Annotated in this window: 24 protein-coding genes and 1 tRNA gene; 24 read left to right on the top strand and 1 reads right to left on the bottom strand. The window is 47.7% G+C overall.

From position 1 onward, the window contains the following. The first annotated feature begins 80 nt into the window (after nt 1-80). The 13 genes from ruvB to CELL2_RS05380 are packed head-to-tail and all read left to right on the top strand — an operon-like array spanning nt 81 to nt 12,506. On the top strand, nt 81-1,085 hold the full coding sequence (gene ruvB / locus CELL2_RS05440) for a Holliday junction branch migration DNA helicase RuvB (RefSeq protein WP_011943578.1): 1,005 nt from the start codon (nt 81-83) through the stop codon (nt 1,083-1,085). Between the two features lie 11 nt (nt 1,086-1,096). Then, a complete protein-coding gene (locus CELL2_RS05435) occupies nt 1,097-1,786 on the top strand; it encodes a YggS family pyridoxal phosphate-dependent enzyme (protein ID WP_011943579.1) in 690 nt (229 codons plus the stop codon). Next, nucleotides 1,787-2,083, top strand: a complete 297-nt coding sequence (locus tag CELL2_RS05430) for a YggT family protein (protein WP_004082248.1) — start codon at nt 1,787-1,789, stop codon at nt 2,081-2,083. Beyond that, a complete protein-coding gene (locus CELL2_RS05425; protein ID WP_012310932.1) occupies nt 2,080-2,856 on the top strand; it encodes an NAD(+) kinase in 777 nt (258 codons plus the stop codon). Before CELL2_RS05430 ends, CELL2_RS05425 begins: the two co-directional genes overlap by 4 nt. After that, nucleotides 2,853-3,560, top strand: a complete 708-nt coding sequence (phoU, locus tag CELL2_RS05420; protein WP_004082252.1) for a phosphate signaling complex protein PhoU — start codon at nt 2,853-2,855, stop codon at nt 3,558-3,560. The genes CELL2_RS05425 and phoU overlap by 4 nt, the downstream gene beginning before the upstream one ends. Next, nucleotides 3,544-6,729, top strand: coding sequence for an LptF/LptG family permease (locus CELL2_RS05415; protein ID WP_038033092.1), 3,186 nt, complete (start codon nt 3,544-3,546; stop codon nt 6,727-6,729). Before phoU ends, CELL2_RS05415 begins: the two co-directional genes overlap by 17 nt. A gap of 11 nt (nt 6,730-6,740) precedes the next feature. Continuing rightward, nucleotides 6,741-8,096, top strand: coding sequence for a replicative DNA helicase (dnaB, locus tag CELL2_RS05410; RefSeq protein ID WP_004082256.1), 1,356 nt, complete (start codon nt 6,741-6,743; stop codon nt 8,094-8,096). A gap of 37 nt (nt 8,097-8,133) precedes the next feature. Further along, complete coding sequence (locus CELL2_RS05405; RefSeq protein WP_004082258.1) at nt 8,134-8,970, top strand: purine-nucleoside phosphorylase; 837 nt, start codon at nt 8,134-8,136, stop codon at nt 8,968-8,970. Between the two features lie 9 nt (nt 8,971-8,979). Further along, a complete protein-coding gene (locus CELL2_RS05400) occupies nt 8,980-9,717 on the top strand; it encodes a ZIP family metal transporter (RefSeq protein ID WP_004082259.1) in 738 nt (245 codons plus the stop codon). Next, complete coding sequence (locus CELL2_RS05395; protein ID WP_012896324.1) at nt 9,717-10,628, top strand: DNA double-strand break repair nuclease NurA; 912 nt, start codon at nt 9,717-9,719, stop codon at nt 10,626-10,628. Before CELL2_RS05400 ends, CELL2_RS05395 begins: the two co-directional genes overlap by 1 nt. Before the next feature lie 4 nt (nt 10,629-10,632). Beyond that, entirely contained in the window at nt 10,633-11,055 is a 423-nt protein-coding gene (locus CELL2_RS05390; protein WP_011943583.1) for a Mini-ribonuclease 3, read from the top strand. Next, complete coding sequence (gene rlmB / locus CELL2_RS05385) at nt 11,009-11,737, top strand: 23S rRNA (guanosine(2251)-2'-O)-methyltransferase RlmB (protein ID WP_011943584.1); 729 nt, start codon at nt 11,009-11,011, stop codon at nt 11,735-11,737. Before CELL2_RS05390 ends, rlmB begins: the two co-directional genes overlap by 47 nt. Then, a complete protein-coding gene (locus CELL2_RS05380; protein WP_012310930.1) occupies nt 11,727-12,506 on the top strand; it encodes an HAD-IIA family hydrolase in 780 nt (259 codons plus the stop codon). The genes rlmB and CELL2_RS05380 overlap by 11 nt, the downstream gene beginning before the upstream one ends. Here CELL2_RS05380 and CELL2_RS05375 read toward each other — a convergent pair. Next, entirely contained in the window at nt 12,486-13,310 is an 825-nt protein-coding gene (locus CELL2_RS05375) for an aldo/keto reductase (protein WP_038033093.1), read from the bottom strand. The two genes, CELL2_RS05380 and CELL2_RS05375, sit on opposite strands and share 21 nt — an antisense overlap. Before the next feature lie 87 nt (nt 13,311-13,397). On the opposite strand from CELL2_RS05375, the gene ltaE reads away from it, so the two are divergent. The 11 genes from ltaE to CELL2_RS05320 all read left to right on the top strand — a co-directional run bounded on the left by ltaE (nt 13,398) and on the right by CELL2_RS05320 (nt 21,716). Next, entirely contained in the window at nt 13,398-14,429 is a 1,032-nt protein-coding gene (gene ltaE, locus CELL2_RS05370) for a low-specificity L-threonine aldolase (protein WP_038033095.1), read from the top strand. A 78-nt stretch (nt 14,430-14,507) separates the two neighbouring features. Next, on the top strand, nt 14,508-15,131 hold the full coding sequence (locus CELL2_RS05365) for a hypothetical protein (RefSeq protein WP_011943588.1): 624 nt from the start codon (nt 14,508-14,510) through the stop codon (nt 15,129-15,131). A 160-nt stretch (nt 15,132-15,291) separates the two neighbouring features. Then, nucleotides 15,292-16,365 (top strand): butyrate kinase, encoded by a 1,074-nt coding sequence (buk, locus tag CELL2_RS05360; protein ID WP_012310923.1) that lies wholly within the window; start codon nt 15,292-15,294, stop codon nt 16,363-16,365. Beyond that, nucleotides 16,362-17,243, top strand: a complete 882-nt coding sequence (locus tag CELL2_RS05355) for a phosphate acyltransferase (RefSeq protein ID WP_012310922.1) — start codon at nt 16,362-16,364, stop codon at nt 17,241-17,243. Before buk (CELL2_RS05360) ends, CELL2_RS05355 begins: the two co-directional genes overlap by 4 nt. Nucleotides 17,244-17,247: 4 nt before the next feature. Next, nucleotides 17,248-18,375: a butyrate kinase gene (gene buk, locus CELL2_RS05350; RefSeq protein WP_012310921.1), complete on the top strand. Its 1,128-nt coding sequence runs from the start codon at nt 17,248-17,250 to the stop codon at nt 18,373-18,375. Further along, complete coding sequence (locus tag CELL2_RS05345) at nt 18,344-19,000, top strand: hypothetical protein (RefSeq protein WP_012310920.1); 657 nt, start codon at nt 18,344-18,346, stop codon at nt 18,998-19,000. Before buk (CELL2_RS05350) ends, CELL2_RS05345 begins: the two co-directional genes overlap by 32 nt. Then, a complete protein-coding gene (locus CELL2_RS05340) occupies nt 18,997-19,230 on the top strand; it encodes a ferredoxin family protein (RefSeq protein WP_012310919.1) in 234 nt (77 codons plus the stop codon). Before CELL2_RS05345 ends, CELL2_RS05340 begins: the two co-directional genes overlap by 4 nt. A 12-nt stretch (nt 19,231-19,242) precedes the next feature. After that, entirely contained in the window at nt 19,243-20,304 is a 1,062-nt protein-coding gene (locus CELL2_RS05335) for a 3-methyl-2-oxobutanoate dehydrogenase subunit VorB (RefSeq protein ID WP_012310918.1), read from the top strand. Then, a complete protein-coding gene (locus CELL2_RS05330) occupies nt 20,295-21,038 on the top strand; it encodes a thiamine pyrophosphate-dependent enzyme (RefSeq protein ID WP_011943594.1) in 744 nt (247 codons plus the stop codon). The genes CELL2_RS05335 and CELL2_RS05330 overlap by 10 nt, the downstream gene beginning before the upstream one ends. 1 nt (nt 21,039) lies before the next feature. Continuing rightward, nucleotides 21,040-21,600 (top strand): 2-oxoacid:acceptor oxidoreductase family protein, encoded by a 561-nt coding sequence (locus tag CELL2_RS05325; RefSeq protein WP_012310917.1) that lies wholly within the window; start codon nt 21,040-21,042, stop codon nt 21,598-21,600. 38 nt (nt 21,601-21,638) lie between these two features. Then, nucleotides 21,639-21,716 (top strand) — tRNA-Asp (locus CELL2_RS05320). The last annotated feature ends 11 nt before the right edge of the window (nt 21,717-21,727 follow it).

Genomic DNA, 21,727 nt, shown 5'->3' with positions numbered 1-21,727 from the left:
AGAAAAGGGGGCGCAAGCCCCCTTTTTTGTTCGAGTGGTATAATTTTTTCAAGAAAAAGAAAAACAGAAGAGGTGGAAAGGTGAGTGAATTTCTCACACCTGAAAGGACCGTTTACGACTCTGGTGTACAGTTTCTAAGGCCCAAAAGCCTCGATGAATTCATTGGTCAGGAAAACGTGAAAAAGAAACTCTCCCTCGCTCTCGAAGCAGCGAAGATGAGGGGAGAAGTACTCGATCATGTCCTCCTCGCAGGACCACCGGGACTCGGAAAGACTACCCTTGCACACATAATCGCCAGCGAACTCCAGACGAACATCCACGTTACGAGCGGACCGGTTCTTGTGAAACAGGGAGATATGGCCGCCATCCTCACAAGTCTGGAACGGGGAGACGTTCTCTTCATAGACGAAATACACCGATTGAACAAAGCAGTGGAGGAGCTTCTTTACTCTGCCATCGAAGACTTCCAGATAGACATCATGATCGGAAAGGGTCCGAGTGCGAAGTCCATCAGGATAGACATCCAGCCTTTTACGCTCGTTGGAGCCACGACGAGAAGTGGTCTTTTGAGTTCTCCTCTCAGAAGCAGGTTTGGTATCATCCTCGAACTGGACTTCTACACTGTGAAAGAACTGAAGGAAATCATAAAAAGAGCGGCCAGCTTGATGGACGTTGAAATAGAAGATTCAGCAGCAGAGATGATCGCGAAAAGATCGAGAGGCACACCGAGGATCGCTATAAGACTCACGAAGAGAGTGAGGGACATGCTCACGGTGGTAAAGGCAGACAGAATCAATACCGATATCGTTTTGAAGACCATGGAAGTGTTGAACATAGACGCCGAGGGGCTGGATGAGTTCGACAGGAAGATTCTGAAGACGATCATAGAGATTTACAGGGGAGGACCCGTCGGATTGAACGCCCTCGCCGCTTCACTCGGTGTGGAAGCGGACACTCTGAGCGAAGTTTATGAACCTTACCTCCTCCAGGCGGGATTTCTCGCCAGAACTCCAAGAGGAAGGGTCGCCACTGAAAAGGCTTACAAACACCTGAAGTACGAAGTCCCGGAAAACCGTCTCTTCTGAGGTGATCTCCCATGGGATTGAAAGAAAACCTCGAAAGGGTTCTCAACAGAATGAAAAACGCTGCTCTTCGAGCAAACAGGGATCCCTTCGAAGTGAGGCTCGTAGTCGCTTCAAAATACGCCAGCGTCCAGCAGATGGAAGAACTCGTGTTCCTTGGTATCAGAGAGTTCGGAGAAAACAGAGCGCAGGATCTCGTCAAAAAGAGCGAATATTTCAAGGGCAAACCCATCATCTGGCACTTCATTGGAAGAATACAGACGAACAAGGTGAAATACATCGTACCGAGATGTGAACTGATCCACTCCGTCTGGAGGGAAGAGGAGCTGAAAGAAATAGAAAAAAGGGCAGAAAAACTTGGGAAAATCCAGAAGATTCTCCTTGAGGTGAACGTCTTCAAAGAAGAAACGAAGGCCGGGCTTCTGGTCGAAGAAGTGGAAGAGTTCTTGAAACTCTGTCAGGAATTCCCACACGTCGAAGTTCTCGGCTTTATGACCATGGCTCCCTACGCTGAAAACCCCGAAGAAGTTCGGTGGGGTTTCAGAACTCTCAGAGAGCTAAGGGACGAGCTCGCCAGCAGGTTCAACGGGAACGTGAAACTCAAGGAGCTTTCCATGGGCATGAGCAACGATTTCGAAGTAGCGATAGAAGAAGGAGCAACCATGGTGAGGATTGGAAGCGCCATATTCGAAGGAGGGAAGTGAATGTTCGTGATAGCCAATCTGCTCAGATCGATCGCGGTGGTTCTGAGAACGTTCATATACGTGGAGATTGTGTCCATCGTTGTCTCTGCGATCTTCAGCTGGACCACACCTTACTATTATCACCCTGTAAGAAGGTTCTTTGATGCTTTATCTTCGATCGTTTTGAATCCTATTCGACGCGTTGTGCCTCCAATAGGTTCTGTTGACATATCTCCTATGATTGCCATCTTCATTCTCATGTTCCTGGACGGTTTCCTCGTACAGACCCTCTTCGATCTGGCGGTGAGACTTTCATGAAAATCGCCATTCTTTACAGAGAAGAGCGAGAAAAAGAGGGAAAATTCCTGAAAGAAAAGATTTCAAAAGAACACGAAGTAATCGAGTTCGGTAAAGCGAACGCTCCAGGAAGGGTTACGGCAGATTTGATAGTGGTGGTTGGAGGAGACGGAACCGTGCTCAAGGCAGCGAAAAAAGCGGCCGATGGAACACCAATGGTGGGCTTCAAGGCAGGCAGACTGGGGTTCCTCACATCCTACACCCTCGATGAGATAGATCGATTTCTCGAGGATCTCAGAAACTGGAACTTCCGGGAAGAAACAAGATGGTTCATACAGATCGAAAGTGAACTCGGAAACCATCTCGCCCTGAACGATGTCACCCTCGAACGTGACCTGAGTGGAAAGATGGTCGAAATAGAGGTCGAGGTGGAGCACCACTCTTCCATGTGGTTCTTCGCAGACGGTGTGGTGATTTCCACACCAACGGGTTCCACGGCTTATTCTCTTTCCATAGGAGGTCCCATAATATTCCCGGAATGCGAGGTGCTGGAGATCTCTCCCATTGCACCACAATTCTTTCTCACCCGAAGCGTTGTGATACCCTCGAATTTCAAAGTGGTGGTTGAATCCCAGAGAGATATAAACATGCTGGTGGATGGAGTCCTGACGGGAAAAACAAAACGAATCGAAGTAAAGAAATCCAGAAGGTACGTTAGAATTCTGAGACCTCCTGAGTACGATTACGTGACGGTGATAAGAGACAAACTCGGTTACGGGAGGCGTATCGAGTGAATAGACTCTTAAACGAAAAGGTGGAAGAATTCAAGAAAGGCGTTCTCAAAGCGGGATGGTTCATAGAAAAGATGTTCAGAAACTCCATATCCTCACTTGTCGAAAGAAACGAGTCCCTCGCCAGGGAAGTGATCGCAGATGAAGAGGTTGTCGATCAGATGGAAGTGGAGATTCAGGAAAAAGCAATGGAGGTGCTCGGCCTCTTTTCTCCCATAGGAAAGCCCCTTCTCACAGTAACAGCGGGTATAAGGGTGGCAGAGCTCATTGAAAATATAGCCGACAAATGCCATGACATCGCAAAGAACGTCCTTGAACTCATGGAAGAACCTCCCTTGAAACCTCTCGAAGACATTCCAGCCATGGCGAATCAAACTTCAGAAATGTTGAAGTTCGCTCTCAGGATGTTCGCCGATGTGAACGTAGAAAAGTCTTTCGAAGTTTGCAGGATGGATTCGAAGGTTGATGACCTGTACGAGAAGGTGCGTGAAGAACTCTTGCTCTACATGATGGAGTCACCCAAATATGTGAAAAGGGCTCTTCTCCTCTTAGAAATAGCCGGCAACATAGAGATCATAGCCGATTACGCCACCAACATCGTGGAAGTCTCCGTTTACATGGTTCAGGGAGAGGCCTACAAGTGCTACCACGATGAACTCCTTCTCTTCAAAAAATCCGGAGGGGTGCTCTTTGAAAGTTCTGATTAAGTATCTTCTGAAACTCTCCGTTGTCCCTTTCTTGATCGGTCTTGGTGGTTTCATCGTTTTCGTCAGTCTTGAGATTCTCTACCAGCTCTCCGATCTGATAGTGAGGCACAGGGTGGGAATCGAAAAACTCTTTCTCATGCTGTACTACTACCTTCCTTACTTCGTCGCAATGGGTGTTCCCGTTGGAGTACTCCTCGCCATCTTCTGGACGTTCTCACGACTCTCCGAAGAAAGAGAGCTCATGGCCATACAGGTTCACGGAATCTCCCAAAAAAATTTGATCGTTCCCTTTCTGATTCTTGGAGCCCTTCTCTCCATAGCCGTCTTCTTCCTCAGCGATCAAATCGTTCCCGAGTACCAATCAAAAGCAGAAGAAGCAATGTCGAAGTACGTTCTGAAAAAACCCGAGGTTTTTGTCGTTGAAAACGTCATCTCAAAGATAGGAGACGACCAGTATTTCTATGTGGAAAAATACGACGAAAGAACAAGCACGATGTGGAACGTGGTTATTTTCAGATACGGGCATGAAGAGACGATAGTCACCGCAAAAAGGGTGCAGAAAAAAGGTAACGACTGGTACCTCTTCGATGGAAATTACTACACCGTCGATAAAGATGGCTTCTTAAAACTCGACGTGCACTTTTCTGAGATGAAACTGGATATTACAGAAGACATAGAAAAACTCCTTCGTGTGGGAAAGACGCCGAGAGAGATGACTGGAAGAGAACTCAAGGAAAAGATAGAATTCTTCAAAAAAGTGGGAGTGAAACCTTCTCCCTGGGTCGTAGAGCTTCACAGCAGATACGCGAACTCTTTGACGCCGATAGTGATAGTGCTCGTTGGAGTGCCTCTCTCTCTTCTCTTTCAGCTGAGAAGCAAATCCTGGGGTGTGATCTTCACTTTCGTACTCGTTGTCCTTTATCAGGGAAGCGGTGCGTGGCTCAGCGCCATGGGAAAGGAAAATCTCCTCGATCCCGTGCTCGCACCGTGGATTCCAAACATCGTGTTCACGATCGTTGGAACGCTCCTGTTTATCCTTCTCGACACCTTTCTCGCCTACAGAATCACAGAATTTCTCTCGAGACTGTTTTTCGTTGCCTTCATCTTCACCGTCTCTTCTCTTTTTTCATCACAGGTTGTCATAGTGTCCGATCGAATGGAAAGGTTTCCGGAGGAAATGGTCTTTCATGGAAGCGTTGAAATATCGTACAAAGATATGACCGTCCAGGCGAGCGAAGCCACGGTTCAGCTCACCGAAGAAGGGAAAGCGAAAAAACTCGAAGCTTCAGGTGGAGTGATATACAGAAAGGCAGACACGATCTTGATTGGTGAGCATTTGATCTTCTATCTGGAAAATGAAAAAAGCGTTCTTACTCACATTCGGGGAAGCACTGTCCTCGAAATAGAAAAAGAAAAGAAAAAAATTTACCTGTCCGGTGAAGATCTCACCTCTGAAGGCTCGAGAACGATCGTGGACATGGGTTCCATCTCCACCTGCTCGGAAACTCCGCCCCATTACAAGCTCAAGGCCAGGTACATAGAAATAAAAGAGAACGACTACCTCCTGGCAAAGGATGTGGTTTTCTATCTTCTGGAAATACCGCTGTTTTATCAACCCATCTTTTTCACTTCACTATCCGACAAACCGCAACCGTTCTCCGTTGAAGTGGGTGTGGGAGATAACCCGTACCTGAAAACCTCTTACAACGTGTCTTACCCCTCTGGACTACTGTATTTCTCAACCAAAAGTGTATTGAGCGGAGACCTGTCTAAGGAACTCAACTGGAACCACAAGATGGGAAGCTGGTCCATCAATTTAGACTACAAAGAATCGACATCCCACAGCGTTTTGGTGAAGATCTTCGACAGTAAAAACACCTTCCTTTTCTCACAGAAAAACGAAGAGAGAATCTATCAGTTCGAAAGAAAGGAGAAGATCCTGAACGGAAGTCTGAACGTGGTTCTCAAAAAAGAATCGGACGGCGAAGACAGTTACATACTCCCACAAGTAACTGTGAAAAAAGTGAGCGTCAAGACGGGTGTAGGAACTTTTTCTGTGGACAGTTTCAATCACGAAACCCGCATAGAAGATCAAGAAAAGAGGAACTCCGGGTCGGTGAGCCTTTCTTTTCGTTCTGTTCCCTTCTTGCTTTTTCAGTCCGTGAGCGTCAGTACCACTGGAAAGTACTTGTTTGAAAACCAAAACCTCGACGAACGAACGAGCTACCTCAAAACAGATTCCATATGGGATTTTCAGAACCTTTCCCTCGGGAAGTTTCTCGTACTGGATGATAAAATATACGCTGGCGTGTACAGATCGAACGAAGACGGCTACCGTGTTGGAAATCTGTTCACAACCACACTCAGAGTGCCTCTGGGGCCTTTTTCCTTCGAGAGTTACTACAAACTCTTCACGGTTTCCGGAGAAAACCTCAGAAAGTTTTCCCAGAATGAATCAAAAAACGAGGTGGATCTGAAAGTATCGTTCTCTTATGAAAATTTCAAATCTTCCTTAGAAACAACCTACGATTTCCTCGAAAAGGAGTTCTCGGATCCGTATCTCAAAACCTCTTACTCGTTCAAAACAGGAGATATCACTCACACTGTGGACTCCACTACCCGGTTCGTTCTGGACGAGATCAGCAGAAGTTACACCACCTGGAACTTCCAGCAGAGAATGGGAGCTTTCCTGAACAGATTCTACTTCACCTACTACTACAGAGAACCACACGTTAAGTACGTCGAGGATCAGATGAGGATATACGGAAAGAATTTCCTTTTCATGGAAAACCCGCGAATAACCACGTACACAAAGCTGAGCGTTGATCCCTTTGAACTGGATGAATTCTGGATACGCGGGACGTTTAAAAAAGGAGAGTCCACCCACTCTTTGAAAATGAGTTATTCCAGTGACAACCTGGAATTTTCTTATCAGACAAAGAACGGTGATCCGGCGCTGGAAATATCTTTTTCATTAAAGGACTGGAACGTGGAGAAGTTTTCTCTGTCTGTTGAAAAGGCTTTGCACTGTCTTGGAACGAAGATTTCAACTTCATTCGGCAGGAATTTCACTCTTGAGAGTTTCTCCATTCTTTTCTTCATAAGAGATTTTCCGAACAGCGGTATCGGTTTCGACACGGAAGAAGGGATAGGGCTCAACGTTTTTTGAGAGGTGAGAACATGCGTGTTCCCCCGCACAACTTAGAGGCCGAAGTTGCTGTGCTCGGAAGCATATTGATAGATCCGTCGGTAATAAACGACGTTCTTGAAATTTTGAGCCACGAAGATTTCTATCTGAAAAAACACCAACACATCTTCAGAGCGATGGAAGAGCTTTACGACGAAGGAAAACCGGTGGACGTGGTTTCCGTCTGTGACAAGCTTCAAAGCATGGGAAAACTCGAGGAAGTAGGTGGAGATCTGGAAGTGGCCCAGCTCGCTGAGGCTGTGCCCAGTTCTGCACACGCACTTCACTACGCGGAGATCGTCAAGGAAAAATCCATTCTGAGGAAACTCATTGAGATCTCCAGAAAAATCTCAGAAAGTGCCTACATGGAAGAAGATGTGGAGATCCTGCTCGACAACGCAGAAAAGATGATCTTCGAGATCTCAGAGATGAAAACGACAAAATCCTACGATCATCTGAGAGGCATCATGCACCGGGTGTTTGAAAACCTGGAGAACTTCAGGGAAAGAGCCAACCTTATAGAACCCGGTGTGCTCATAACGGGACTACCAACGGGATTCAAAAGTCTGGACAAACAGACCACAGGGTTCCACAGCTCCGATCTGGTGATAATAGCAGCGAGACCCTCCATGGGAAAAACCTCCTTCGCACTCTCAATAGCGAGGAACATGGCTGTCAATTTCGAAATCCCCGTCGGAATATTCAGTCTCGAGATGTCCAAGGAACAGCTCGCTCAAAGACTACTCAGCATGGAGTCCGGTGTGGATCTTTACAGCATCAGAACAGGATACCTGGATCAGGAGAAGTGGGAAAGACTCACAATAGCGGCTTCTAAACTCTACAAAGCACCCATAGTTGTGGACGATGAGTCACTCCTCGATCCGCGATCGTTGAGGGCAAAAGCGAGAAGGATGAAAAAAGAATACGATGTAAAAGCCATTTTTGTCGACTATCTCCAGCTCATGCACCTGAAAGGAAGAAAAGAAAGCAGACAGCAGGAGATATCCGAGATCTCGAGATCTCTGAAGCTCCTTGCGAGGGAACTCGACATAGTGGTGATAGCGCTTTCACAGCTTTCGAGGGCCGTAGAACAGAGAGAAGACAAAAGACCGAGGCTGAGTGACCTCAGGGAATCCGGTGCGATAGAACAGGACGCAGACACAGTCATCTTCATCTACAGGGAGGAATATTACAGGAGCAAAAAATCCAAAGAGGAAAGCAAGCTTCACGAACCTCACGAAGCTGAAATCATAATAGGTAAACAGAGAAACGGTCCCGTTGGAACGATCACTCTGATCTTCGACCCCAGAACGGTTACGTTCCATGAAGTCGATGTGGTGCATTCATGATAGAATTTTCTTGAAAAAGACCAGGGAGGTGTTCGACGTGGACATAAAGGCCTACAAAGAAAGAGTGGAAAAAGCGGTTGAATATCTGAAAGGTCAGATCGATGAAACACCCGAAATAGCGATAATACTGGGTTCTGGTCTTTCCGTCATAGCGGATGAGGTGGAAAAGGAGGGAACCTCCAAGAAGATACCCTACAGCGAGATACCAGGATTTCCCATTTCCACAGCTCCGGGTCACAAGGGTGAGCTGATCTTCGGAAAACTCTTTGGAAAGAACGTCATGCTGATGAACGGAAGGTTTCACTACTATGAAGGATATTCAATGAAGGAAGTCACATTCCCCATCAGAGTGATGCAGCTTCTCGGTGTTGAAATTCTGATTGTTACCAACGCCGCTGGTGGGTTGAATCCGGATTTCGAAGTGGGAAGACCCATGATCATAACCGATCACATCAACTTCATGGGTGACAATCCTCTCATAGGTCCTAACGTGGATGAGTGGGGTCCCAGGTTTCCGGACATGTCGGAACCCTACGACAAGGAACTCATAGAACTCGCCTACAACAGTGCAAGAGAACTGGGAATTCCCGTCTATCAGGGTGTCTATGTGGCCGTTACAGGTCCGTGCTTCGAAACGCCCGCTGAGCTCAGAATGCTCAGAAAATTCGGGGCCGATGCAGTTGGAATGTCAACCGTTCCGGAAGTCATAGTGGCAAGACACGGTCAGATAAGGGTCCTTGGAATTTCTGCCATCACCGACAGGGCCGTCCCTGAAGATCTCAAGCCACTCACCGCAGAGGAAGTCCTGGAAGTCGCTGAGAAGACGGGAAGAAAGATCGCTCAGATCATCTTCGAGGTCGTCAGAAAGCTCTGAGGTGAAAAGATGGTTCTCAAGGGGATCCTCTACAGCACGATCGCGGGAATGGCAACCTCGCTCGGTGCGTTGCCGTTCCTTTTTTTAAAACCGCACCACACAAGTGATAAGGTGATCGACTCTTTCTTGGGGTTCGCTGCCGGTGTCATGCTGGCTGCGAGTGCCTTCAGCTTGGTCGCTCCCTCCCTCGAAATGGGAGGAATCGTCAGATTCCTGATAGGCTTCGTCCTGGGTGGTCTTTTCGTCAACCTCGCAGACAAACTCATTCCCCACGAACATCTGCTCAAAGGTCACGAAGGGCCTGACACCAAAAGACTGAAAGGTGTGTGGCTCTTCATCATCGCCATCACAATACACAATTTTCCCGAAGGAATGGCGGTGGGGGTTTCCGCCTTCACACCTCAGGCCCTCGCAATCGCCATCGCAATCGGGGTTCAGAACATTCCCGAAGGAGCCGCCGTGATGGCCTCTCTGATACCCATGAAGTACAAAAAAGGCAAAGCCTTTTTGATAACTTTCCTCACAGGACTCGTCGAAGCGATAGGTGGTCTCCTCGGCGCGGGAATCGTGTCGATCTCCCAACGACTTCTTCCTTACATGATGGCCTTCGCTGCTGGTGCAATGATATACGTTGTCAGCGACGAAGTGATTCCGGAAACCCATTCGAAGGGGAACGAACTGCTTTCCACGTGGTGGATTATGGTGGGATTCCTGGTGATGGCTTCCCTCGACGTGGCACTGGGGTGATGCAGGTGCGTATCGAAAGAGTGGAAAGAATTGAAAGTGAACTGGAAGAACACGTGGGAGATCAGACTTTTGTGGAAGAATCAAGATTTTTGGAGGAAGACGAACAGGGAGAAGGGAAAATTCTCGATCAGATCATCTTCGTCGATGGCAAAAGAAGAAGCTTTGTGCGGATAACAACAGACGAAGGGATCACCGGTATATTCGCGGAACTCTGTGTTGGAGCGGTCATCTGGGATAGAGAAGGTGGTACAAAAACGCTCTTCTCTCCAGACAAACCACCAGTCAAAGAGAGAGTCCTTGGATTTTCCCAGAGCTTCCAAGAAGAAGGATACGAGGAAGTCGGAGGTATTCTCTTCAAAGTTGTAAAAGAAGGCAAAGACGCCATGCAATCGATAGATCTGTACATGAGGTCCTTGGAGATAGAAGAAGTGAGAAAGCACATGGACAAAAACACTCTCATCGTGAAGGATGGACCAGCTGCCCGGGAACTTCCGTTCGAGGAAAACGTGGGACCCATCGGTCTTGTGAAGAACATCGGTGTCACCGAGTTGAGCAAAGAGGACTTCAAGAAACTGCGCTTTCTCAAAAAGGGAGAGCGAAGCAAGATGTTCGTTTCATCGAGGGAAACACCTCTGAAAAAAGTAGGAGCGTACGTGAAACTGATCGATGGAGAAGGTATAAGGGGTCTTGTCAGGTTAGAAACCTACGTGAAGGACGATGATCAGATCCCGTACGTCAGAAAAGTGTTCGACGATCTGGCAAAGACGTTACCACATCTCACGGCAGACCTTCCCATCCCAAGACTTCCGGAAAATATTCTTCCGATACAGTTTCTGGAAGAGAACCTATCGTACTATCTCACCGACAAGAACTACATGAACACGAGACTGTTCGCCTACATCGGGAGATGAAAGAGTGGAAAAACTCTTCAGATTCGAAGCAGAACCGGAGAAACTGCCACCGGCCGTTCTCGCGTACCTGGGAGATGCCGTTCTGGAGCTCATCTTCAGATCGAGATTCACAGGAGATTACAGAATGTCCGTCATACACGAGAGGGTCAAGGAACACACTTCGAAACACGGTCAGGCATGGATGCTGGAGAATATATGGAATCTCCTCGGCGAAAAGGAGCGAGAAATAGTTAAAAGAGCGATGAATTCGAAGGCAGCAAAAAGACACGGGAACGACCCTACATACAGAAAGAGCACCGGTTTCGAAGCTTTGATCGGGTATCTATTCTTGAAAAGAGAATTCGACAGAATTGAAGAACTACTCCGGGTGGTGATGGATCTTGAGAGTCTACGGAAGAAAAATCCTGGAGGAAGCGCTCAGGAATAACGTTCCGATAAAGAAAGTATTCTTCCAAAAAATGCAGAACCCAGGCAGTTACTTTCTCTCCCTCGTGGAAGAAGTCGAAAAGAGAGGTATCAAGTACTCTTTTGAATCAGAAGAAAAGTTGAAGAACCTCTCAGGAACAAAGAAGCATCAAGGGGTTGTTTTCGATATAGAAGAGTACCGGTACAGTTCTGTAGAGGAAATTCTTGAAGCAAAGACTCCACCCTTGATAGTTCTTCTCGATCAGATTCAGGATCCACACAACCTCGGTGCAATCGTGAGGACATCCGTGGGAGCAGGAGCGAACGGAATTATCATCCCAAAGGACAAGTCAGTGAAGGTAACAGAAACCGTCGTGAAGGTTTCGGTTGGAACGGTTTTCAGAGCCAGAATCGCCGTTGTGACCAATCTGGCAAGAACGATAGAAGAGTTGAAGGAAAAAGGTGTCTGGACTTACGCTTCAGACATAGACGGTACACCCATCTACGAGGAAGATTTCACCTTCCCCACCGCCTTCGTCTTTGGTAACGAGGGAGAAGGCATCAGAAGACTCGTGAGAGAGAAGTGCGACAGAGTGGTCACCATTCCGATGGAGAACGACATAGATTCTCTGAACGTTTCGGTGAGTGTGGGAGTGGTTCTCTTCGAAGCTGTGAGACAGAGGAGGATGAAAGGTGCTGGATAAAATAGAACTCTTCATTTTAGATATGGACGGGACTTTCTATCTGGACGATTCGCTTCTTCCCGGATCTTTGGAATTCCTGGAGACTTTGAAAGAGAAAAACAAAAGATTCGTCTTTTTCACCAACAACTCCTCGCTCGGCGCACAGGACTACGTGAGGAAGCTGAGAAACATGGGAGTGAACGTGCCGAACGATGCCGTTGTAACCTCTGGAGAAATCACTGTGGAGTACATGCTGAAACGGTTCGGAAAGTGCCGTATCTTTCTTCTGGGAACCCCTCAGCTGAAGAAGGTCTTCGAGGCTTACGGACACGTCATAGATGAGGAAAATCCGGATTTTGTGGTCCTGGGTTTCGACAAAACACTGACGTATGAAAGGCTGAAAAAAGCCTGCATTTTACTCAGAAAGGGAAAATTCTACATAGCCACCCATCCGGACATCAACTGTCCCTCGAAAGAAGGACCCGTTCCAGACGCTGGAAGCATCATGGCAGCGATAGAAGCCTCGACGGGAAGAAAGCCAGACTTGATCGCTGGGAAACCCAATCCACTGGTTGTGGATGTGATATCCGAGAAGTTCGGTGTTCCAAAAGAAAGAATGGCAATGGTAGGAGACAGGCTGTACACGGATGTGAAACTGGGAAAGAACGCCGGGATAGTCTCCATTCTCGTTCTCACCGGTGAGACTACCCCGGAAGACCTTGAAAGGGCTGAAACAAAACCGGATTTCGTCTTCAAAAACCTTGGAGAATTAGCCAAGGCTGTCCAGTAGCTTCATTTCCTCTTCGGAAAGTTTGATCTCCGCTGCTTTTAGATTCTCCCTGAGATGTTCTACACTGCCGGCCTTTGGAATGGCAACAACATTTGGTTTTGCGAGAAGCCACGCGAGCATAATCTGATAGATGGTTGCTCCATGATTCTTCGCTATTTCTTCGAGTGTTCTCTTCGTTTTTTCTGAAAGAAGAGTTCTTCTCAGTGGAGAGTAGGCCACCAGGGTCACTCCGTTCTTTTGGCAGAACTCGAGAAGTCCATCTCTTTCTGGATCTCTGTCTTCTATGTTGTACTTGACCTGATCGCAGACTATGGGTTCTTGAGACTTGCTGATGGCCTCCTCGAGGAGTCTTCTGTCGAAATTCGAAACTCCTATGTACCTGATGAGCCCCTGCCTGACGCCCTCTGCCATTGCGGAAAGGGTCTCTTCGAGGGGAATCTCTGGATTCGGCCAGTGAATCAGGTAAAGATCCACGTAGTCCGTGTCGAGTCGTTTGAGGGTGTTCTCGAGGGAGCGCAAAAGATCGTCCCTTCTCAGATGCGTCGGCCACACCTTGGACACTATGAAAAGATCCTCACGCCTGAAATCCTTTATCGCCTTGCCGATGAGTTCCTCTGTGTGCCCTCCACCGTAGTACTCTGCCGTGTCTATGTGTGTGTATCCCATTTTGATCGCCGTCTTCAAAAGCTCAACCATCTCTTCGTCTCTGGAGTAATCGGGTGTTTCAAAACCGCCGATACCCCAGGTGCCCAGACCCAGAGCCGGAATCTCTTCTGCTGTTCTTCCAAGTTCTTTGTATAACATTCCAACCACCTCCTGAATTAGTCTAGTATTATTATTGTTATAACCTGAGGTGTTAAAATTCAATCAAATCGTGTGGGAGGTGACAGGATGATCGATCTCAGGTCCGACACCGTTACAAAACCAACAGAAGAGATGAGAAAAGCCATGGCACAGGCTGAGGTGGGAGACGATGTGTACGGAGAAGATCCAACCATCAACGAACTCGAAAGGCTCGCCGCAGAGACCTTTGGAAAGGAAGCGGCTCTCTTTGTACCCTCCGGCACCATGGGAAATCAAGTGAGCATAATGGCTCACACCCAGAGGGGCGATGAAGTGATACTGGAGGCAGACAGCCACATCTTTTGGTACGAAGTCGGAGCCATGGCGGTTCTCTCCGGAGTCATGCCCCATCCTGTACCTGGAAAAAATGGAGCCATGGATCCCGATGATGTGAAAAAAGCCATAAGACCCAGAAACATACACTTCCCCAGAACTTCGCTCATCGCCATCGAAAACACACACAACCGTTCTGGTGGAAGAGTGGTCCCGCTTGAAAACATAAAAGAGATCTACACGATAGCCAAAGAACACGGCATAAACGTTCACATAGATGGTGCGAGGATCTTCAACGCCTCAATCGCTTCAGGTGTTCCCGTGAAGGAGTACGCCAAATACGCCGATTCCGTGATGTTCTGTCTTTCAAAAGGTCTCTGCGCACCCGTCGGTTCGATAGTTGTAGGAGACAGAGACTTCATAGAAAGAGCGAGAAAGGCAAGAAAGATGCTCGGTGGAGGGATGAGACAGGCAGGTGTTCTCGCTGCCGCTGGGATAATCGCCTTGACAAAGATGGTAGATCGATTGAAAGAAGATCATGAAAACGCCAGATTTCTCGCCCTGAAGCTGAAAGAAATAGGGTACTCCGTGAATCCCGAAGATGTGGAAACCAACATGGTGATTCTGAGGACCGACAATCTGAAGGTGAACGCGCACGAGTTCATAGAAGAGCTCAGAAACAGCGGGGTACTCGCGAACGCCGTATCCAACACGGAGATCAGACTGGTAACCCACAAAGACGTTTCGGGAAACGACATAGAAGAGGCTTTGAACATCTTCGAAAAACTCTTCAGAACATTCTCCTGAAACAGGAAAAAATTTCACGTTTTTTTCACGGTCGGAGCATTAAGATGAAGCTGGAGACTCTGAAGAGGAGGTGGAAGTATGAAAAGGTTTTTTGTGGTGATGCTCGTACTGACAGTGGCACTGGGTGTGTTCGCGGCGGGCTACAAAGGTTTCTCGGAAAGACCAGCTTTTGAAAGACAGCCCATGGGCTACGCTCAGCAGTTCCCGGGTTGCGGAGGAGGTCCCGGATACGGTCCCAACGCTCCCATGTATGAAAGGCCTCAGATGAGAGCCGAAAGAGGTTTCGGCTACGGTCTCAAACTCCAGATCAGAGACGAAGAACAGCTGAAACTCGCTCTCAAGACAAGGATCGCAGAAGCACTGAACAACTTGGATCTAAACGACGATCAGTTGAAAGAGCTCTACAATGTCGCGAAAGAAACAAAAGAACAGCTCGATTCCCTGAAAGAAAAGTTCGTTCAGCTCCATGAGGAGTACTACAACGCTCTCGTAAAAAGAGACACAAAGACAGCAGAAGACCTGAAAGACCAGATAGACGACCTCAGAGATGAAGTGCAGGATATCTACAAAGATTTCGCTGACAAAGTGGACGACATCATCACCGTGGATCAGTACAGAAAATTCAGAGGCAGCGAAAGAATGTTCCTCGTTCTCCTCAGCGACGAAGGCTTTGAAGTGCTGGAAGAAATGGTTCAGGAGTAACTCTCTTTCCCCACACCCCGGCGGGCCCGCAATGGGCCCGTCTTTCTTCCTCTCTCAAAATGTTGACAAATTTTGATCTTGATGTTTCTGTATGGTAATATTCTTATAGAACACTACATAAAAATTTATGTAATCTTTTGTCAACATAAGAGGTGATCGGATGTACAGAATTCTCGTGATAAATCCAGGTTCATCCTCCACGAAGGTAGCTGTGTTTGAAGATGAAAAAAAGATCGCTGAAAAGAATATCTTCCACAGCGTTGAAGAGCTGAAGAAATTCAAAAGGTCTACGGATCAGGAACCTTTGAGAAGAAAAGCGGTGGAAGACTTCATAGACGAGGTCGGCTACAGGATAGAAGATTTCAGCGCGATCGCTGCTAGAGGTGGTGTACTCGAGCCGGTTCCGGGGGGAACTTATGTTGTAGATGAATACATGGTGGATTACCTCATCAATCGTTCTCCTGTTGACCATGTGTCCAATCTGGCAGCTGTGATCAGCTACAAACTGGGAAAACCCTACGGAATACCCTGTTTTGTGGTAGATCCGGTTTCAGTGGACGAAATGTGTGATGAAGCGCGTTTCTCTGGAATCCCTGAAATCGAGAGAAAAAGCTATTCTCACGCTCTAAACATTAAAGCGGTATTGAGAAAAGTTTCCAGAGAGATGGGCAGAACACCAGAAGAGGTGAAGATCGTAGTGGCACATCTTGGAAGCGGAATCTCTGTTTGTGCCTGTAAAAACGGAAAGATAATAGACGTGAACAACGCCAACGACGAAGGACCCTTCAGTATAGAGCGAACGGGAGAGCTTCCCGTTGGAGACGTTGTGAAGACGGCCTACTCGAGTAAACACTCAGCCGCCAAACTGAAAGAAGAATTCACCAAAAAAGGAGGACTTTTAGCGTACCTTGGAACAAAGGACCTCAGGAAAGCTCTCGATAGTATGGAAACCTCGAGGAAAGCGAAACTGGTCGTTGAAGCCATGGCCTATCAGATCGCTAAAGAAATCGGTGGAATGTGCGCTGTCCTTGGAGACAAACCCGACGCCATAGTGATAACAGGTGGCATGGCCCACGAAAACAGATTCGTCCGGATGATCACAGATTACATCGAAAAGTTCGGAAAAGTAGAGGTAATTCCAGGAGAGCTGGAAATGGAAGCCCTCGCACTCGGTGTTTTGAGGGTTCTCAGAGGAGAGGAAAAAGCGAAGGATTATCGGAGTGTGATCGAATGAAAAATCTCCTGGAGATGGTTGAACTGGTTCGGGGAAAAAGAATGAAGATCGCTGTTGTAGCCGCAGAGGATGAAGAGGTTTTGAAAGCCGTTGTAAGAGCTAAGAAGGAAGAAATCGTAGATCCGGTGCTCTTTGGAAAGAGAAAAGAAATAGAGACACTCGTGGAACGAATGAACCTCGAACTGGAAGCAGAAATCGTTCATGCTGAAGATCACTTTGAAGCAGTCAGGAAAGCTGTCGAAAGCGCATCAAGGAATGAAACGCAGATACTGATGAAAGGAAAAATCAAAACGGGTGATCTGTTCTCCGTGTTTCTCAAGAAAGAGTACGGTCTCAGAACCGGTAGAACTCTTTCCGCTGTCAGCGTCCATGAAGTCCCTGGATACCACAAAATTCTGATCATCTCGGATGGTGGTCTCGTCATCTCACCGGATCTTCAGCAAAGAATGGACATCGTGGAAAATTCGATCCTGGTCGCCCGATCCCTCGGCATAGAGAAACCAAAGATCGCACTCTTAGGAACGGGCGATTTGAGAAATCCTTTAACCCTCGAGATCGCTGCACTATCGAAGATCCTCCAGCAAAGGAACGACTGCATCGTCGACGGGCCCTTAACACTTGAGATGGCCATCAGTGAAGAGTTGGCTTCGAAAGCAGGGAACAGTCCAATAGCGGGAGACGCCGATGTACTGATAGTCCCCAGCATAGAAGCAGGAAACATCCTCAGCAAATCGCTCATATACATGGCTCGTGGAAAAGCAGCGATTGTTGTTGTCGGTGGTAGAGTACCTGTTGTCCTCACTTCCAGAGCAGACGACGAGGAAACGAGATTTCTTTCCATCGCTTTGAGCGTGCTGGTCGCACAGAAAAAGGGGTGATCGTGTGTTCAGAATCCTCACCATAAATCCCGGTTCTACATCCACAAAGCTGTCCATATTCGAAGACGAAAGAATGGTGAAGATGCAAAATTTCAGTCATTCACCGGATGAACTCGGCAGATTCCAGAGAATCCTGGATCAGCTCGAATTCAGAGAAAAGATAGTGAGACAGTTCGTCGAAGAAACTGGATACAGTCTGAGTTCTTTTTCCGCTTTTGTCAGCCGGGGAGGGCTCCTCGATCCCATACCCGGAGGAGTGTACCTGGTGGACGACCTGATGATAGAAACCCTGAAATCAGCAAAAAACGGAGAGCACGCTTCAAATCTGGGAGTGATCATAGCCCACAGATTCTCGGCTGAAACGGGTGTGCCTGCTTACGTGGTGGATCCCGTCGTTGTCGATGAAATGGAAGATGTTGCACGTGTCAGCGGACATCCAAACTATCAGAGAAAATCCATATTTCACGCTTTGAACCAGAAGGCCGTCGCAAAAGAAGTTGCCAGGATGGTGAATAAAAGATACGAAGAGATGAACCTCGTTGTGGCTCACATGGGTGGAGGCATCTCAATCGCCGCACACAGAAAGGGAAGGGTGATCGACGTGAACAACGCTCTGGACGGGGACGGACCGTTCACACCTGAGAGAAGCGGAACGCTGCCTCTGACACAGCTTGTTGACCTTTGTTTCAGCGGGAAATTCACTTACGAAGAGATGAAGAAGCGTATCGTGGGAAACGGTGGACTCGTGGCGTATCTTGGAACCAGCGATGCCAGAGAGGTGGTCAGAAGAATCAAACAGGGTGATGAGTGGGCGAAGAGGGTTTACAGAGCGATGGCCTATCAGATAGCCAAGTGGATCGGTAAGATGGCAGCCGTTTTGAAAGGTGAGGTTGATTTCATAGTTCTCACAGGTGGTCTGGCTCATGAAAAAGAGTTTCTGGTCCCATGGATCACCGAAAGGGTGAGTTTCATAGCACCGGTGCTTGTCTTTCCAGGAAGCAACGAGGAGAAAGCACTTGCTCTTTCGGCACTGCGGGTGCTGAGAGGTGAAGAAAAGCCAAAAAATTATTCTGAAGAATCTCGAAGGTGGAGAGAAAGGTATGATTCGTATCTTGATGGGATCTTACGGTAGCGGGAAAACGGAAATATCGATCAATCTGGCCTTAAAACTGAAGAGTTCGGGGAAGGACGTATCACTGGTCGATCTGGATGTGGTAACACCTTATTTCAGATTGAGAGACCTGAAGAAAGAGTTAGAAGAAATCGGAATCCACGTTGTGACAGTGGAGGACAACCTCAGATACAGCGACTTGCCGATCATACCAAAGAACACAGACTGGCTGTCCAGTGAAGAAGCCGTCATCGACACAGGAGGAGAAAGTGGGGCAAAAGCGGTAGGAGCCCTAAGACACCTCATGAATGGAAAAGACACTCACACGTATTTTATCGTAAATGTCTTCAGACCGTTCTGTGAACGTCCGGAAGATATCATCGAAAACTTGGAGAAGATATCCACTCTTTCCAGGATGAAGATCGATTTCCTGATAAACAATTCCAATCTTGGAGACATGACCACATCAGAAGCTGTTCTCGAAGGGGAGCGAATAGTTTCAGAAGTTTCCAGGAAAACAGGGATAAAGGTTCTTTTCACCGTGGTCCCAGAAGAGCTGATCGATCTTCCTGAGACTGAATATCCTCTTTTCATCATCAGAAGATTCATGAAAAGAAAACTGGGAATCGGGGGGATGAGAACATGAGAGGCTACATAACGATAGATTCAGAAAGGTGCAAGGGTTGCGGTCTGTGCATCTCCGTGTGTCCTGCAAAGGTGATCGAGTTCTCCCACAGATACAACTCGAAAGGTTATCACCCCGCTGTGTACAAGGGAGATGGTTGCATAGCCTGCGGGTTCTGCTATCTCACGTGCCCGGATGTTTGTATAACCGTGTTCAGAGAGGTTCAGAAGAAAGTCAACGTGAAGGTTTGAGGAGTGATGTTTATGAAAAAACTCATGATGAAAGGAAACGAAGCGATAGCAGAATCTGCGATAAGAGCGGGTTGCAGATTGTACTTTGCCTATCCAATCACTCCCCAGAGCGAAATAGCGGAATACATGGCGAGAAGACTTCCTGAAGTAGGAGGGGTTTTCCTTCAGACCGAAAGTGAAATAGCAACGGTCAACATGGTTTATGGAGCAGCTTGCACCGGAAAACGTGTTATGACATCTACATCTTCTCCTGGTTTCAGCCTGATGCAGGAGGGGATCTCATACATTGCAGGCGCAGAGCTTCCCTGCGTTTTTGTCAACGTGGTACGTGGAGGTCCTGGACTTGGAAACATCCAGCCTTCTCAGGGTGATTATTTTCAAGCGGTGAAAGGAGGAGGCCACGGGGATTACAGACTGATCGTTCTTGCACCATCAACACTTCAGGAAGCTGTAGATCTGACCCAGCTGGCTTTTGATCTCGCTGACAGATACAGAAATCCCGTTCTCATACTGGCGGATGGAATGATCGGCCAGATGATGGAACCCGTTGAGCTACCGGAGATGAGAGATTTGTCCACCCTTCCGGATCATTCGGATTGGGCGCTTCGAGGTGCCAGAAACAGAGAGCCACACAGAATAGCCGCTTTCAACATAGATCCTGTCGGTCTTGAGAAAATGAACAAGCGCTTACAGGAAAAGTACAGGCTGATAGAAGCGTCAGAGCAGCGATGGGAAGAGTACAGGGTGGACGGTGCAGAGTATCTGATGGTTGGCTACGGTACGATAGGAAGAATCCTCAAGAGCGTTGTGGACTCTCTGAGAGAAGAAGGAATACCGGCTGGCCTGTTCAGACCTGTGACACTCTGGCCTTTCCCGAAAAGAAGGCTCAAAGAACTGGCCAAAAAAGTGCAACTCATCTTCGTTGTGGAAATGAGTTCCGGACAGATGGTCGAAGACGTTCAGATTTCGGTAGAAGGGAAAGTGCCGGTACACTTCTACGGACGCATGGGAGGAGTTGTTCCAACACCCGAAGAAATACTGTTTGCTTTCAAGGAGGTGAGGAAATGGAAGTGATATTCAAAAGACCGAAAGCCTTGAGTGATAGAGAATTCACTTACTGTCCAGGATGCCACCATGGAATAATACACAGGCTGATAGCAGAAGTGATAGATGAGCTGGGCATTCAGGAAAAAACCATAATGGTTGCCCCCGTTGGATGCTCTGTTTTCGCTTACGAATTTTTCGATGTGGATGGGACAGTGGCTCCGCACGGTAGAGCACTCGCAGTAGCAACCGGTATAAAAAGAGCACTCCCGGACAGGATAGTCTTCACCTATCAGGGGGATGGAGATCTCGCGGCCATTGGAATTGCAGAGACAATCCACGCGGCGAACCGTGGAGAAAAGTTGACAACGATATTTGTCAACAACGCGGTGTACGGTATGACGGGTGGACAGATGGCACCCACCACCCTTTTGGGGCAGAAAACCACCACGACCCCATATGGCAGAACCGCAGCAAATGACGGATATCCTCTTCACGTTTCCGAAGCTTTGAGTACTATCGATGGAGTTGCTTACCTTGAACGTACAACGGTGAGTACCACAAAGGATATTCTGAACACAAAAAAAGCCATAAAGAAAGCTTTTCTCGCACAGATAAAGGGACTGGGATTCGGAATGGTGGAAGTGCTCAGCACCTGTCCCACAAACTGGGGGATGAGTCCAGTTGAAGCTCAGAACTGGCTTCTGGAGAACATGGTAAAGGAATTTCCACCGAAAGTTTTTGTTGACAAGGTGGGCGATTGATATGGCGTATCACGCGATAATAATAGCCGGTTTTGGCGGTCAGGGAATCATGCTCACAGGCCAAATAATTGCCGCAGCTGCCGTTATAGAAGGGAAAAACTCCACCTGGCTTCCTTCGTACGGTCCCGAAATGAGAGGAGGCACCGCCAACTGCACTGTGATCGTGGATGAAAAACCAATCACTTCCCCCGTTGTCGATCATCCCACGGAAGTAATAGCGATGAACTTTCCCTCCATGATGAAATTCGGAGCAAAACTCAGATCTGGTGGTTTGCTCTTGGTCAATTCTTCTGTTGTTGAACAGATCATAGAAAGGAACGATATAGAAACGATTGAAATACCAGCGAACGAAATAGCGGAAGAAGCAGGAAGCGTGAAAGCCGCAAACATGGTGATGCTCGGAGCCTTTCTGGAACTAACAAGAACAGTGAGCTTTGAAGCTGTAGAAGAAGTACTCAGAGAGAAACTTTCAAAAACCAAGGAAGATCTTCTCAAAATCGATCTGATCGCTATAAAAAAGGGCAGGGAATTCATCGGTAGTTTGCACCACAAATCCTCTTGACAACCCGTGACTTTTCTGAGAAAATAGTATTCGGTTCAGGGGACGTGGTGCAGCCTGGTTAGCATGCCGGTCTGTCACACCGGTGGTCGCGGGTTCAAATCCCGTCGTCCCCGCCAGAAAGAAAAAA

The organism is Thermotoga sp. Cell2, from assembly GCF_000789375.1.
Taxonomy (GTDB): domain Bacteria; phylum Thermotogota; class Thermotogae; order Thermotogales; family Thermotogaceae; genus Thermotoga; species Thermotoga petrophila.
This window is presented reverse-complemented; position numbering and strand designations above follow the sequence as displayed.

What these genes read in the sequence shown, in the direction of transcription:
- CELL2_RS05435 (WP_011943579.1), top strand. Translation starts at nt 1,097, where the DNA reads ATGGGATTGAAAGAAAACCTCGAAAGGGTTCTCAACAGAATGAAAAAC.
- CELL2_RS05430 (WP_004082248.1), top strand. Translation starts at nt 1,787, where the DNA reads ATGTTCGTGATAGCCAATCTGCTCAGATCGATCGCGGTGGTTCTGAGA.
- CELL2_RS05425 (WP_012310932.1), top strand. Translation starts at nt 2,080, where the DNA reads ATGAAAATCGCCATTCTTTACAGAGAAGAGCGAGAAAAAGAGGGAAAA.
- dnaB (WP_004082256.1), top strand. Translation starts at nt 6,741, where the DNA reads ATGCGTGTTCCCCCGCACAACTTAGAGGCCGAAGTTGCTGTGCTCGGA.
- CELL2_RS05400 (WP_004082259.1), top strand. Translation starts at nt 8,980, where the DNA reads ATGGTTCTCAAGGGGATCCTCTACAGCACGATCGCGGGAATGGCAACC.
- CELL2_RS05395 (WP_012896324.1), top strand. Translation starts at nt 9,717, where the DNA reads ATGCAGGTGCGTATCGAAAGAGTGGAAAGAATTGAAAGTGAACTGGAA.
- CELL2_RS05375 (WP_038033093.1), bottom strand. Translation starts at nt 13,310, where the DNA reads ATGTTATACAAAGAACTTGGAAGAACAGCAGAAGAGATTCCGGCTCTG.
- ltaE (WP_038033095.1), top strand. Translation starts at nt 13,398, where the DNA reads ATGATCGATCTCAGGTCCGACACCGTTACAAAACCAACAGAAGAGATG.
- CELL2_RS05365 (WP_011943588.1), top strand. Translation starts at nt 14,508, where the DNA reads ATGAAAAGGTTTTTTGTGGTGATGCTCGTACTGACAGTGGCACTGGGT.
- buk (WP_012310923.1), top strand. Translation starts at nt 15,292, where the DNA reads ATGTACAGAATTCTCGTGATAAATCCAGGTTCATCCTCCACGAAGGTA.
- CELL2_RS05355 (WP_012310922.1), top strand. Translation starts at nt 16,362, where the DNA reads ATGAAAAATCTCCTGGAGATGGTTGAACTGGTTCGGGGAAAAAGAATG.
- CELL2_RS05345 (WP_012310920.1), top strand. Translation starts at nt 18,344, where the DNA reads ATGATTCGTATCTTGATGGGATCTTACGGTAGCGGGAAAACGGAAATA.
- CELL2_RS05340 (WP_012310919.1), top strand. Translation starts at nt 18,997, where the DNA reads ATGAGAGGCTACATAACGATAGATTCAGAAAGGTGCAAGGGTTGCGGT.
- CELL2_RS05335 (WP_012310918.1), top strand. Translation starts at nt 19,243, where the DNA reads ATGAAAAAACTCATGATGAAAGGAAACGAAGCGATAGCAGAATCTGCG.
- CELL2_RS05330 (WP_011943594.1), top strand. Translation starts at nt 20,295, where the DNA reads ATGGAAGTGATATTCAAAAGACCGAAAGCCTTGAGTGATAGAGAATTC.
- CELL2_RS05325 (WP_012310917.1), top strand. Translation starts at nt 21,040, where the DNA reads ATGGCGTATCACGCGATAATAATAGCCGGTTTTGGCGGTCAGGGAATC.